At 67.4% G+C, this 13,834-nt stretch carries 10 protein-coding genes and 1 tRNA gene; 5 read left to right on the forward strand and 6 right to left on the reverse strand.

What is annotated here, in order from left to right:
* Positions 1 to 88 precede the first annotated feature (88 nt).
* Both ABZ297_RS19415 and ABZ297_RS19420 read left to right on the forward strand, forming a co-directional pair.
* A complete protein-coding gene (locus ABZ297_RS19415) occupies positions 89 to 3,979 on the forward strand; it encodes a metallophosphoesterase (RefSeq protein WP_355347596.1) in 3,891 nt (1,296 codons plus the stop codon).
* Between the two features lie 65 nt (positions 3,980 to 4,044).
* Positions 4,045 to 5,178, forward strand: a complete 1,134-nt coding sequence (locus ABZ297_RS19420) for a HupE/UreJ family protein (RefSeq protein ID WP_355347599.1) — start codon at positions 4,045 to 4,047, stop codon at positions 5,176 to 5,178.
* Between the two features lie 25 nt (positions 5,179 to 5,203).
* Here ABZ297_RS19420 and ABZ297_RS19425 read toward each other — a convergent pair whose 3' ends face one another.
* The gene (locus ABZ297_RS19425) at positions 5,204 to 5,992 is read right to left on the reverse strand and encodes a helix-turn-helix domain-containing protein (protein ID WP_355347601.1); all 789 of its coding nucleotides are present in this window, start codon (positions 5,990 to 5,992) and stop codon (positions 5,204 to 5,206) included.
* Positions 5,993 to 6,358: 366 nt separating this feature from the next.
* Here ABZ297_RS19425 and ABZ297_RS19430 point away from each other — a divergent pair, with 366 nt between their 5' ends.
* A complete protein-coding gene (locus ABZ297_RS19430) occupies positions 6,359 to 7,588 on the forward strand; it encodes a serine hydrolase domain-containing protein (RefSeq protein ID WP_355347661.1) in 1,230 nt (409 codons plus the stop codon).
* A gap of 59 nt (positions 7,589 to 7,647) precedes the next feature.
* Here the strand turns inward: ABZ297_RS19430 and ABZ297_RS19435 are convergent, their stop codons facing one another.
* From ABZ297_RS19435 to map, 4 genes are all read right to left on the reverse strand, one after another.
* Positions 7,648 to 7,824 carry a hypothetical protein gene (locus ABZ297_RS19435; RefSeq protein ID WP_355347604.1) on the reverse strand — a complete coding sequence of 59 codons (177 nt, stop codon included), beginning with the start codon at positions 7,822 to 7,824 and terminating at the stop codon, positions 7,648 to 7,650.
* 68 nt (positions 7,825 to 7,892) lie between these two features.
* Positions 7,893 to 8,939 carry a CPBP family intramembrane glutamic endopeptidase gene (locus ABZ297_RS19440; protein WP_355347607.1) on the reverse strand — a complete coding sequence of 349 codons (1,047 nt, stop codon included), beginning with the start codon at positions 8,937 to 8,939 and terminating at the stop codon, positions 7,893 to 7,895.
* A gap of 172 nt (positions 8,940 to 9,111) precedes the next feature.
* Positions 9,112 to 9,885 (reverse strand): TIGR03084 family metal-binding protein, encoded by a 774-nt coding sequence (locus ABZ297_RS19445; RefSeq protein ID WP_355347610.1) that lies wholly within the window; start codon positions 9,883 to 9,885, stop codon positions 9,112 to 9,114.
* A gap of 267 nt (positions 9,886 to 10,152) precedes the next feature.
* Positions 10,153 to 10,977, reverse strand: coding sequence for a type I methionyl aminopeptidase (map, locus tag ABZ297_RS19450; RefSeq protein ID WP_355347613.1), 825 nt, complete (start codon positions 10,975 to 10,977; stop codon positions 10,153 to 10,155).
* Between the two features lie 87 nt (positions 10,978 to 11,064).
* On the opposite strand from map, the gene ABZ297_RS19455 reads away from it, so the two are divergent.
* Positions 11,065 to 11,334: a helix-turn-helix transcriptional regulator gene (locus tag ABZ297_RS19455; protein ID WP_306872794.1), complete on the forward strand. Its 270-nt coding sequence runs from the start codon at positions 11,065 to 11,067 to the stop codon at positions 11,332 to 11,334.
* A gap of 211 nt (positions 11,335 to 11,545) precedes the next feature.
* Positions 11,546 to 12,280: a glucose 1-dehydrogenase gene (locus ABZ297_RS19460; protein WP_355347617.1), complete on the forward strand. Its 735-nt coding sequence runs from the start codon at positions 11,546 to 11,548 to the stop codon at positions 12,278 to 12,280.
* Positions 12,281 to 12,744: 464 nt separating this feature from the next.
* Here the strand turns inward: ABZ297_RS19460 and ABZ297_RS19465 are convergent.
* A tRNA-Met gene (locus ABZ297_RS19465) sits at positions 12,745 to 12,818 on the reverse strand.
* Positions 12,819 to 13,834: the final 1,016 nt, after the last annotated feature.

Raw genomic sequence — 13,834 nt, forward strand, 5'->3', positions numbered from 1 at the left:
ACTGCATCTGATGCAGCCAATGGCAGCACGAACACCACTGAGCGGCTTACGGAGCCGAGGGCGTCTCGCCGCGGCAGCCGCGGTCGCGGTGTTGCTCGCGACCGGCCTGGTAACCGCGGCGCACGCCGACCCCACCCCGGCGGCCCAGGATCGGGGACGGCCCACCGCGACGCCGACCAGTTCCCAGAGCCCTCCGTCACTCACCCCCGCCAGCGGTTCTTTCCTCGAGGGCAAGGCGAAGGTCGCGGCGGTCCCGACCGCGGCCGGTGACAGCGTCACGAAACTCGCCATCGACGACACCACGCTCAACGCCACCCGGACGGTGGGCGTCTCCAAGCTCAGGTTCGACGTCGGCTCGAACCCGACCGAGGCGCAGTACCACAGCTACATCCTGGTCAACGGGGCGTACCGGAGCGACATCGGCGACCATGTGAACGAGCGGGCGACCATGGAGATCCCGAACGAGCACCTGGTCAAGGGAGAGAACACCGTCGAGATCGTCGTCGGTACGATCCAGTCGTCATGCGGCCTCAACCACGACGACTTCGTCCTGTCCGACGTGGGCCTCGAGCTGCTCGGTGAGGTCGCGGACGGCGAGGACAATCCCTACACCTTCTCCTTCGGCGACGGCAGCTGCGGCACGAACACCACGCTGCTCAAGCGCGCCACGCTCAAGTTCTTCATCCAGGGCGACCCGCAGGGCACCACGGGCCTCACCGCTGACGTCGACACCACGACGCTCGCCAACGGCGAGCACGCCATCACCGCCACGACCGCGGCCGGGGTCACCGTCAAGAACACCGTGACGGTGAACAACAGCCCGGCCGGGGCGCCGCGGCTGCAGCCGACGGACGGCACGCTCGTGGCAGGCACCAAGCCGGTCTTCGCGACGGTCCCGGCCGTGGGCGAGGGCGGCGTCAAGTCCCTCACCGTGGACGGCGACAAACCGGCCACGAAGGCCACGCTCGGCAACGGCGCCGCGATGTTCAGCTTCGACGTGGGCGCGGACTCGATCGACGACAAGTACGACAACTTCCTGCTCGTCAACGGTAAGCGCATCGACCTGGGCGGCACCTGGGTGAGCCGGCGCGTGACCATCGCGGTTCCGGCCCGGTTCCTGGTGCCCGGCAACAACACGATCAAGGTCGTCACCGGGGACTACAAGGAGTCCTGCGGCAACAACCGCGACGACTTCACGATCGCGAACCTCGCCCTCGCCCTCGACGGCGCCACCGTGACGAGCCAGGACATCAAGCCGTCGTACGAGCTGGGCGACGGCGACTGTGGCAGCAGCCAGACCCTCCTGCGCGAGGTCGAGCTGCGCTACACGATCGACGGCCCGGCGAGGCACGTCATGGAGACGCTCGGCTCGGGCAACGCGACCCTCAGCTTCAACGTGGGCAGCAACTCGATCGAGGCGCGCTACCAGAACTTCGTGCTCGTCAACGGCCAGAAGGTCGTGCTCGACGGCGACTTCGTGAGCAAGCGCGTGGACCTCACCATCCCGAACGAGTTCCTCGTGCCCGGCTGGAACACGATCGACTTCGTGGCCGGCACCTTCCCGACGTCGTGCGGCAAGAACCACGACGACTTCACGATCTCCAACATCGCCCTGACGCCCGCGCAGGGCACGGCGGCCGGCCAGATGCTCAAGGCCTCGTACAGCATGGGCGACGGCAACTGCGGCGACAACGTGAACCCGCTGACCGAGATCGACCTCGAGTTCCTGGTCGACGGTCCCGCCCGTGGCCTGCGAGCGGACCTCGACACCACGGCCATCAAGGACGGCAAGCACACCATCGCCGCGACGTCGGCCACGGGCGAGGTCGCCACCCGCGTCCTCATCACCGACAACTCGGCGCCGAAGGTCGCCGCGAGCGTCCCGGTCGCGGACGAGAAGATCACCGCCTCGGTCGTGCTGGACGTCAAGCTCGAGGACGCCTCCGGCGTCGTGTCCGGGCCGGACGTCAAGTTGGACGGCCGGCCGATCGAACTGGGCGCCCAGGTGGGCCCGGGCCTGCACGCCGGTAAGCACACCCTGGCCGTGACCGGCGCCGACGGGCTCGGCAACACCGCGACCCGGGAGATCGTGTTCGAGTCCGCGGGCATCCCGGACGTCCCCGCCGAGCTGACCCCGGCGTTGGGGGCCGTCGACGTCTCGGACCCCGTCACGCTCTCGGCGAAGGTGGCCGAACCCGACGGCGGCCAGGTGACGGCGACGTTCTCCGCGGCCGAGATCCTCACCCCGAACCAGGTGTTCCAGGGAACGGCCCCGTCCGTGCCCACGACCCTGCGGGTCCCGGGCGAGACGCACGTCAAGGCCGAAGGGCTCGAGCCCACCGACGGCAAGACGCTCGACGCCCCCTCCGGCAAGGACGTCACCTACCAGCGGTACGACGTCCAGGTGCAGGGCCACGTGGACTCCCCCGTGCTGCGCTGGGAGGGCGTCATCGACCCCGAGCGGCTGGTGTCGCTGCGGGTGTGGAACACGAAGGCCAAGGCGTGGGACCTCCTGACGAGCGCCCGCGGCGCCGCCGAGGGCAAGACCACCCTCACGGCCGTCGTCGACCAGGGCTACGTCGACAAGCAGCAGGTCCACGTCATGGTGACCGGAGAGGACCCGTTCGCCGACGACATCGAGCCGGGTGACCCGAACGGCTTCGCCGACCCCGCCACCTACGACTTCTCGATGGTCCACTTCACCGACACCCAGTACATCTCCGAGGGCGCGGTGGAGCAGGAAACCCCGCAGGAGCGCGCGGTGTGGGAGTCCGCCTACTCCGGCATCGTCAACTGGATCAAGGAGAACAAGGACCAGCGCAAGATCTCGTACGTCGCGCACACCGGCGACATCATCGAGAACAACATCCGCAAGCCCGCCGACGAGGCCACGCAGCGGCAGGTCGTCGGCGAGTTCGAGGTGTCGTCGAAGCAGCAGCGCGTGCTGGACGAGGCGAACATCCCGAACGGCGTGATCGCCGGCAACCACGACAACCAGTCGGGCACCGAGGACGGTCCGGGCGCGATCTACAACAAGTACTACGGTCCCGACCGGTACCAGGGGGCGTCGCAGGGCTGGCAGCACGGCAAGTACGGCGGTCCGTGGAAGGAGGGCGACAACCAGAACCACTACGACCTGTTCTCCGCGGGCGGGCTGGACTTCGTCGTGGTCGGCCTGTCGTACGGCGTGACGAGGGAGGAGGCCGAATGGGCCGACTCCATCTTCAAGAAGTTCTCCGACCGCAACGGCATCCTGCTCTCGCACGACTACCTCGTGCCGAGCACCAACCCCGACGGGCGCGGCACCGGATTCTCCGCACCTGACGGGTCGATGCTGTACAAGACGGTGGTCGAGAAGAACCCGAACGTCTTCCTCATCCTCGCCGGCCACGAGCACGGCGTGGGCACCAACGTGAAGCCGAAGGTCGGCCAGGTCGGCAACGGCGTGGTCGAGCTCCTGGCCGACTACCAGTTCTACACGGTGTCGGCGGACCGGCTCGGGCTCACCCAGATCGGCGGGTACAACCCGCAGGACCAGCTCCAGTTCGGCGCGAGCTTCTTCCGGATGCTGCAGTTCAACGTCGAACGGGCGGAGCTGACCGTGGACACCTACTCCCCGCTGCTCAACGACTTCGGCGCCGGCGAGTTCGACCCGCTGCGCCGCTACGACGGGCGCGAGGACAACATGGTGCTGCCGGTCGACCTCACCTCCCGCACGACCAGCTTCCAGACCGACTCGCTGGCGCTCTACAAGCCCACCCGCACCATCGGCAAGAGCACGGTCACGTCGGGTCAGGTCGCCTCGGTCACCTGGGACCGCCTCAAGGACGACACGGCCTACGCCTGGTTCGTCACGGCACGCTCCACCGGTGGCGGCGTGACCGCCTCCGAGCCGAGCGTCTTCGTGACCAAGGACGAGCACGGCCGCCCTGGCAAGTGGGGAGCTGACTCGCCCATGTACCACTGGTTCAACCGCTAGCCGATTCCCGCCGCCCCGGACCTGGTCCGGGGCGGCGTTCACCCCTCGACCTGGAGACAAGACACATGCCCCGCAGGCGCTGGCTGTCCGCCGTCGTCCTCGCCGTCCTCCTCGGAAGCGTGCTGGCCGACCTTTTCCATCCCACTCCGGCGGCGGCGCACGACGCGACCACGACCGCGCACGCCGAGGTGACCGGCACGGGCGCGAACGTCAAGGTCGTGCTCGACCTGGAGTACGACCTGCTCATGAAGTCGGCCTGGCTCTACGCGGAGGCGTACGAGGCGAAGGAGCGGACCGAGCAGCTGCGCCAGCTCACCATCAACCGCGACGCCGTGACCGACTACGTCACGCGCCGCTTCGCCGTGGCGTACGACGACAAGCCGTGCTCACCCGCGACGGTCGGCGACGCGGACGTGCGCCCCCGCGGCAAGGCCGCCTACGCGGTGCTCACCCTCACCTACACCTGCCAGGGCGGGAGCGGGGGCGTGCACGCGATCTCGAGCGCGCTGTTCCCCGACGCCGAAAGCTTCGTCCACAGCACGAAGACGATGGTCGGGTACGACCTCGACGGCGAGAAGGGCTCGGCGCTCCTGAACGCCGAGAGCCCGACGCTGCGGGTCGGCGAGCGCCCGGCGTCGCGTCAGGTCTGGGAGTTCTTCCTGCTCGGCGCCGAGCACCTGGCCTTCGGCCTCGACCATGTCCTCTTCCTGCTCGCGCTGCTCATCGGCGCGCGCCGGCTCCGCGACGTCGTCATCACGGCCTCCGCCTTCACGGCCGCCCACAGCATCACGTTCCTGCTGGCGGCGATGGGGGTCGTGGACGTTCCGGGAGAGATCGTCGAGCCGGTCATCGCAGCGTCGATCATCGTCGTGGCGCTCGCCAACCTCCTGGGCCGCGACGAGGACAGGTTGGGCAAGTGGCGGCTGCCGATCGTCTTCGCCTTCGGCCTGATCCACGGCCTGGGCTTCGCGGGCGCGCTGGACATCGACGAGAGCGGGTCGTGGGAGCTGCTCCTGTCGCTCCTGAGCTTCAACCTCGGCATCGAGGTGACACAGCTGATGATCATCGCCGTGCTCTTCCCGCTGCTGGTGCTGGTGCGCCGGACGTCCGCGGCCCGCTGGGCGGTGGTCGCGCTGTCGGTCCCCATCGTGGGAGTCAGCCTGTACTGGTTCTTCGAGCGCATCCCCATGCCGCTCTGACGGGAGCCTTCTGACGCGTTGCCGATCAGCCGCCGGCTGCCCGCTCGTCCTCTCGGTCCGGTACGCGAGCTCGTCCCGTGGTCGGCGTGTCCGGGTGCTGGGCGCTCCGGGCGGCCATGCCCTGCCGATACTGCTCCATGACCTGTCGATGGGCCTCGCTCACGAGGCGAAGGAATTCGGCGGAGGACTCGAAGCGGGCGCCCGCCGGGGTTGCGGCCCCGAGAATCTCGGCTCCGCGCTGCGATGCGGCCGCCAGGGCCTCGTTCATCTGCAGAGATGCAAGGAGAGACCGGAGCCAGATCTGATCGTCCATGACATAGCGTTCGCGCCGCGCGCCGGGAGCCCGTTCCCGCCTGAGCATTCCCTGCTGTTCGAGGAAGGCGACGGCGTGCGAGACCGACGCCGGGCTGACGCGAAGCCGCTGGACCAGGTCAGCGGCGGTGAGAGTGCCGGAGTCAGTGATGTGCAGGCAGGCCAGCACCCTGGCCTCCATCCGGGGCAGCCCCTGCTGGACGAGGAGAGCGGTGAAGGACTCCGTGAAATCCTGCACCGCTTGGGGATCACGCCCATGGCCGCTGTCGGGGATCGGCGGCGCCGGAGGCTGAGCCTGCTTGTGCCGGCGCGCACGATGCCGGGTGGCCTCGTGCGCCTGGTCCGCCCCGTAATCGTCGGGTCCGCCGTTCCGGGTGACCTCCCGCATGATGGTCGAGGCGGGCCGCCCTAGACGCCGGCCGATCTCTGCGTATCCGAGCCCCTCGGCCAGCCACGCGGCGATGTGCTGACGGTCCTCATTGGTGAGCCTGCCTCCGGGCATCGGTCCGTGGCTCCTATCTGTCGACGTGCGCGAAGCTCGGCGCCCCGGCACACTCCGCTGGACAGTATGCATTCACCCGCAGCCCATTGCAATTCTCATCTCGATCACCCATTGCGTTCAGCATCATATTCATTGCAATGCCAGTTCAGTAAGCGGAATCTAGCAGGCTAGATGCACCATCGTTGCCTGTTGACCGATTTGTGAATGCAATGTACCGTCGCAGACGTTCAGAGATTTCCGAACGTTTGTTGGTGCCGGTGGCGCCGCAGAGGGAGTCCCGTGACCGAGCTCCAGCTCGCCGAGATCATGAGCGTCACGCCGGGACGGGTCTCGCAAGATCGAACACTGTGCGCAAGGAGATTCATGATGGGAACAAGCAACAGCGGCTTCTCCGAAGCGGGGCTGCGCAGACTGCGTGAGGTGCTGGCAGGGCATGTCGAGTCCGGGAAGATTCCCGGGCTGGTCGCTCTGGTCGGCCGGGGCGGTGAGACGCACGTCGAGGCGATCGGGACGATGCGCCATGACGGTGGCGCGCCGATGCGCCGGGACACGATCTTCCGGATGGCCTCGACGTCCAAGCCGGTTGCGATGGCGGCGGCGATGGTCCTGCTTGATGAGTGCAGGTTGCGGCTGGATGACCTGGTGGAGCCGTGGCTGCCGGAACTCGCCGACCGGCGGGTGCTGAAGCGGATCGACGGCCCGCTGGACGACACCGTGCCGGCGCGGCGGCCGATCACCGTACGGGACCTGCTGACCTCCACGTTCGGGCTCGGCATGGATATGACGTCGCTGGGCACCCCGATCATGGGCGCGATCTTCGAGCAGGAGCTCACGCCCGATCTGCCGGAGCCGATGCCCGAGCCGGATGAGTGGATGCGCCGCCTGGGCGCGCTTCCGCTGATGCACCAGCCCGGAGAGCGCTGGCAGTACCACATCAGCCACGACCTGCTCGGCGTGCTGGTGGCCAGGGTCACCGGCCAGTCGTTCGAGACGTTCCTGCGTGAGCGCATCTTCGATCCGCTGGGGATGAAGGACACCGGTTTCCACGTGCCCGCCGACAAGATCGACCGGCTGCCGACCCTCTACGCCCCCGACCCGCAGAGCGGAGAGTTCCTCGTGTGGGACGAGGCCGAGGGGGGACGGTGGAGCCGGCCTCCGGCGTTCCAGGGCGGCGGTGGCGGGCTGGTCTCCACCGTCGATGACTACCACGCCTACTTCCGGATGCTGCTGAATGGCGGGGTGCACGGGAGCGAACGGATCCTGTCCCGGCCCGCCGTCGAGCTGATGACCACCAACCGCCTGACGCCCGAGCAGAACGCCGTCCGCAACGCCATGGCCACCGACAACGTCCATGTGTCATTCGGCCAGGGGCAGCACGGCGGCTGGGGCTTCGGGATGGCGGTGCGCACCTACCGCGGCGACTACGCCTCCATCGGCCAGTTCGGCTGGGACGGCGGAAGCGGCACCTCGACCTACGCCGACCCGGACAAGCAGCTCACCGGAGTCCTGCTCACCCAGGTCGGGATGTCCGTCCCGAACTCGGCGCGGCTGATCCACGACTTCTGGACCGCGCTCTACCAGGCGATCGACGACTGACACCGAGCCCGCGCCCCGGTAGACCCGCCCTCAGCCCCCTGGCGGCCGAACAAGGCGGCTCAGTGGGGCCGCATGAACGTCGCGCCGGGCAAGACCCGCATCGCAGCGCTCACTTCCGCAGGTGTGTGCGTGATGAACGCGACGACATGCCCACCGGCGAGCAGATCGGAGCCGGTGAAGCCGCCGACCAGCGTGACGATCGGAGTCACGATCACCGCATACGTCGACAAGCGCATGAAGGCTTCGAACCTTCGTGCGCTGACCACGGGCCAATCGCCTACAACCCTCATTCTGCTTGTGCCTCCTAGGACGCGAACCCGGACTGCTCTAGCGCGGGGGTGCGCGCCGGGCCGGTCTTGCGGGTGCGGATCCAGATCACCGCGCTGAAGATCGCCATCAGCACGATCGGCAGCAGGAAGATGGCCGAGCCGACGCCTGCCGAGCGGTCGCCGCCGGAGACCGGGTCGGTGTGCATCGTCAGGGACAGGAGGAATGCGAGCGTGTTGTTCGCGGCATGCATCACGATCGCGGTTTCCAGGCCCCCGGTGCGCCAGGTGATGAGGGCCCAGCCGACGGCGAGCGCAAGATAGTAGGCGTTCAGCCACGGGTCGGTGGAGACGTGGATCACGGCGAACACGATCGCCGAAACGGTGATGCCCAGCACGAGCGAGGTGCGCGGTCCGCGGCCCCAGCTCGCAGCGACGCGGAACACCAGGCCACGGAGGCCGTACTCCTCGCCGGCCGCCTGGTACGGCGTAACGAGGACGGTGATCACGAATAGCAGAATCAGGTCGGAGATAGCCCAGTCGGCCAGCTGGTAGGGCGAGACGGCCGTGAAGATCGCCATGTACACCGCCCAGACGGGGAACACGATCATCACGGCGCGGCCGATGATCGCGGGGCGCAGCGTCGAGGCGACGGAGCTCAGCGAGGCGCCTTTCACGCCGTACAGCCAACGCTGGACGAGCATGCTCCACGGGATGAGGATCGCGATCGAGAGGGCGTTGCCGAGCTGCATGATCGGCGTGAACTCAGTACCGCCGGCGATGACGTTGTGCCGGCCCAACACGTGCAGGTCGATCTGGCCACCGACGTAGCCGATGATGCCGCCGAAGCCGAACAGGCCGACGAGCATCAGCACGATCGCCAGGATGCCGCGGCCGATGCGCCGCTTGTCGCTCTGCAGCACGCGGTGGTATTCGACGCCCGGCGGGACGGGACGAGGGCCACGGCGACGCAGCTGCGCTGCGGAGCCGGCGCTATGCGAGACCGACGCGGCGGGCGTGGTGAAAGAGTGGTTCTGACTCATGACTTCAGCCTCTTTGAACGCGGCTGCGCGGGGCAGTGCCACGGATCACCAGTTCCGGTGCGGTTCGCACGACGCGGGCATGACATTTGTCATATACACCCGGCGGGGGCGCAGCTGTCTCCGCAGGCCATGACCTTCAGGGTCTGATCAGTGGCTCAGGGAGACGTAGAAGGTGTTGTTGAAGAGCTCGTTCGGCTGATCGCTACTTGCCTCTTCAGAGGAAAACGCGAGCGATGTCAAGCCACTTCTGCGCGTCCTCGCCGACTGCCGTGAGGTCAGTCTGGGCTCGGGACCTGCGTTGGGTGACTCGAAGGCAGAAGTCGAGGGCACTGCCCTGAACCCGTTGCCTGGCATCTTCTGGGCCCCATACCCAGGCTTGGCCGTCGGGACCAGTCAGCTCGACACGGAACGGCTCTGCCGGAGCAGGCAATTGGGCCGCATAGAACGACAGCTCTCGTCCTACCACTCCCAACGAGGCCACATGCTGGAGCCGACCCGTCGGACGGCGTGAGACACCCAGCGTGTCGAGAACGTCCTGCCCGTGAGCCCACGTTTCCATCAGTCGAAGCGGCACCATGAGCGCTGCGGTCAGCTGCGAGCCGTACCACGGAAACCCATGGTCCAGTGGAAGGTCACGCAGCTCCGCCGCCACCGCGGTTCGACCAGCGCGCCATTGTTCCAGCAGTACCGATCGCGGTTTGGCTGCTCCCGCGGCAGCGTCGAGGTCAGCGTATCGGCTGCCTGCGGCCTCCGCCTGCTTCAGCACAGCGTCGAACGCATCCGGGGTCCGTACAGCGATGAGGACGTTCGCGTCAGCTGAAGCAAGATGAGCGATCTGGTGGGCGATCGTCCACCCCGCTGCCGGCGTAGGCTTCGACCAGTCGGCCTGCGCTGATACCAGGGCGTCAAGCTCATCCCCTTCAGCCACCAAGTCCGACAGAGCAAGGTCGCGCTCTACACCGGACATGTCAAGGCCGTAGTCCAGCATCGGTGTCACCTTCACACATTGACGGCAACGGGCTTGCCCCGTCTGGAGGGGTAAAGTTGATCTAGTGGTGAGGCTACCTGAGGTTGATCTCGGCAAGCCGAACCGGTTCTGGTTCACGCGTCGCCGACACCGCCCCTGACAGGTTGGGAACCGCAGGCAGCCGCCCCTTTTCGTCTCACGCACCGGGCGAACTACAGGTCAGCGGCGCGAGCGGATGTTGCTGCCAGCACCGTTCGATACGGGCCGGCATCGGTTGGACAGGGCGACTTAGGCGCCCTTTATGGAGAGCCGACCGGCGGAATCAGCCCGCGTTACGGGGCCTTCCGCCTCACGCCGGGTGAGCACCAAGGGGGCGTCCTCGGTGATGGCGACCGTGTGCTCGGAGTGGGCCGTGCGCGAGCCGTCGGCCGACCGGATGGTCCAGCCGTCGGCGTCGTAAACGATCCGATCGGTCGTACGCGCGAACCAGGGTTCGAGCGCGAGGGTCAGCCCCGGCCGGAGCTTCAGGCCGCGCCCTGCCCGGCCCATGTTCGAAACGTGGGGCCCCTCGTGCATGGTGCGGCCAATGCCGTGGCCACCGAACTCGGTGTTGACCGGATAGCCGTAGTCGTGGGCCACCGCCCAGATGGCCGCCGAGATGTCACCCAGGCGGTTACCCGGACGTGCCACCTCGATCGCCGCCTCCAACGCTTCCTCGGTGGCCCGGATGATCCGCAGGTCCTCCTCGGCAGCGGTGCCGACGACGACCGTGCGCGCCGAGTCGGCCACCCAGCCGTCGATACTGACTGCGAGGTCCGCGCTGAGCACGTCCCCGTCGCGCAGTGTGTAGTCGTGGGGTAGGCCGTGCAGGACGGCGTCGTTGACCGACAGGCAGATGACGTTGCGGAACGGGCCGCGTCCGAAGGACGGCGCGTAGTCCCAGTAGCACGACTCCGCCCCGCGCCGTTTGATCATGCCGCGCACGTGGCGCTCCAGGTCCAGGAGGTTGACACCTACGTCGGCGAGTCGGCCGACCTCGGAGAGCACCTCGGCGACGAAACGCCCGGCCACGTGCATGCGCTGGATCTCCGCAGGCGTCTTCAGTTCAATCACGAGTACCTCGCATCACAGGGTGTTGGTATAGTTATACCGGAACCCTAACACTTGCCGGTATAGAAATACCAGCCCTATCCTGGGATCATGGTCCGCCAACCACTCACACCTGAGCAGATCGAAGCCGGCAGACGTCTCGGCGCCCTGCTGCGCCACGCGCGAGCAGGACGCGACCTAGCGGAGGTCGCACACGCGGCCGGCATCTCGCCGGAAACCCTGCGCAAGATCGAGACCGGACGACTGCCGTCCCCCGGATTCGGCACGATCGTCTGCCTCGGCGAGGCACTCAACGTGCCGGTTCAGGAGTTGGCGGCTACCTGGCGCGGCAACGACCTACCGCTGGAAGCCGTCTCCTAGCCGCTGCGGCTGGGGACACCCTTCGAGAGAAGAGTCTTCCTGTCGCGACCGATGCCCCAGTCGCCCTCGGTTGCGGCAGGGCCCGACGCCGCCGCCCCCTTTCCTGGATTTTCTTCGGCGCGGATGTCGAGACCGACACTGTTGTCACGACTCTGCTGTGAGGCGCTCCCATCAGGGGAGCGCCCGATGGCAAGGAGTTGGCATGGGAACGTTGGAGAAGAAGACGGCATTGGTGACCGGCGGGTCACGGGGGATCGGGCGCGCGATCGTGGTGCGGCTGGCTCGTGAGGGCGCGGCAGTGATGTTCAGCTTCAAGCGCGACCAGGCGGCCGCTGAGGACGTGGTGGCTGAGGTGGCGGCCTTCGGCGGGCAGGCGATCGCGGTACGAGCGGACCAGGGGCGCCTGGAGGACCTGGAGTACCTCTTCGCTGAGGTCGACCGGAGCCTGGCCGGTTTGGACGTAGTGGTCAACAACGCGGCGATCAATCCGATGGGGAACATCTGCGACGCCTCTGAGAGCGACTTCGACGAGGTGATGACCGTCAACACCAAGGGGCCGTTCTTCGTTATCCAAGCCGCTGCCGAAAGGCTCGGCGAGGGTGGGCGGATCGTCAACATCTCCTCTGCCGGTGCGGTGCCGGGTCTGGCCTTGTACTTCGCCAGCAAGGCGGCGCTGGAGTCGATCACCGCGGTCGCCGCCCGCGAGTTCGGTCCCAGGGGCATCACGGTCAACAGCGTGTCCCCTGGTGCCACCGACACAGACATGATGCGCGCCGCAGCCGGGGAGAATCTGGAGCAGGCCATCGAGCACGTTGTCGCCATGACGCCACTGCAACGGCTGGGACGCCCGGAGGACATTGCCAACGTCGTTGCCTTCCTGGCCGGGCCCGACTCGCAATGGATCACGGGTCAGAACCTGCGTGTCTCCGGTGGCCTGATGATCTGACCGGCGGTCGGCGGCGAGCCAGGGGGCGCGGTACCGCACGGCCAGCCGCACCACATGGCCTGATCCGAGCAGCGGACCCCCACCAAGCCTTCTGGCTGATGGCCGTCGATCTCGCATCGAGTGCGAGCATCGCGCCGATCAAGCCTGCCGAACGGGCGCGGTGGTGAATGGTCAGAATGGACGCGGTCCGATGCTCGGCACGGCAGCCGCGCTCCACGCCGAACGTCATCGGTTCTGCGGCGCGGCCCGGAACGGACCTCGACGACGAGTCCGCCTCTGTCACGGGCCTGGACGATGAGGCGGGCATGGTGCGCCTCGGCCACGCTCCGTGCGAGGGTCAGGCCTGACGAAAGCCTCCTCATCAGCCGGCTCGCGACCGTCGAAAAGACGAGGTCCCGCCTGACCATCAAGATCAGACGGGACCCCGTCAACTTCAGCCCAGCCGTTTCAAGAACGGCGCTTCGTGGCGGGAGGGGGATTTGAACCCCCGACCTTCGGGTTATGAGCCCGACGAGCTACCGAACTGCTCCATCCCGCGTCGCATCAGTAAGTCTACCCTCCAATCGGACCAGCTTGCGCCATTCTCCCTGGGCTCACTTCTCGCCTCTGAGGGCTGGGCCCGCACGGGCTCGCCAGGCGTCTTCGTGGAACCTTCCCGGAGTTCTGCGCCGCCTCCTCAGCGATCCACGCAGTGGACGGACGCCTCGCCCTCATCGGCAGCACCGCATGACACGGCGTGTACACGTACAGCTCTCGCCGGACTGAAACCGCAGGAAGGCGGGCTCTCACCCGAAGGGAATGTCGGGCCCGCTACCTGCTCACGCCGTCACGGGTGGCCGGTGTTCGAGCCTGACCCGCGGTTGTCCAGGCCGTCCAGCAGGACGGCGCCGGCCGGTCTCCATGGTCAGAGAACGAGAGCCGACGGGTGACCCATCGGCTCTCGTTCGACCTTTCTACCACCAGAAGAACCGGCGGCGGCGGAATCCACAACCGCCCCATCGGCGGAATCCGCAGCGGCGGCGGCCGCAACCCCACGTCGAGAAACCGGCTGAGGCGTGCGGAGTGACCATGGCCCCCTCCTCATCCGCGACTTTCGTACAAAACGGACGCTAGCACCGCTTCTTCCATAAATCGGCGAATATCGCCGGGGTTGGATGAGACTTGACACGGCGTGCCAGGCCGTCGACGGTGCCGTCATTACGGGTAAATGCAGCGCAAACCCGCGTCGATGCCGCCGTTGCGCTATTCGCCATCAATTAACGGGACGAAAAGCCGGACCTAACGCGACTCCCACCCACCCCTCGAATGGCTACTCTCCGCACACGAAAGAATGCCTCCCGTTGCATGACACGCTGACAGCGGGCACCAGGCTGGTATGCGGTCGGTCCGCTCAAGCCAGCACGTCGGCACAGCCGACAAGCGCCTGGCGCTCGACGCCGCGGACCTGGTCACGGGTGTTTCAGTCGGTGCGCTCATCACGTACGCGCGCGACGTACGCGATCGTCCGGTCCGCCTAATCCGCCGCCCGGAGATCGCGAGAGAAACGACTTCGCG

The organism is Nonomuraea sp. NPDC005983 (assembly GCF_040614375.1).
Classification (GTDB): domain Bacteria; phylum Actinomycetota; class Actinomycetes; order Streptosporangiales; family Streptosporangiaceae; genus Nonomuraea.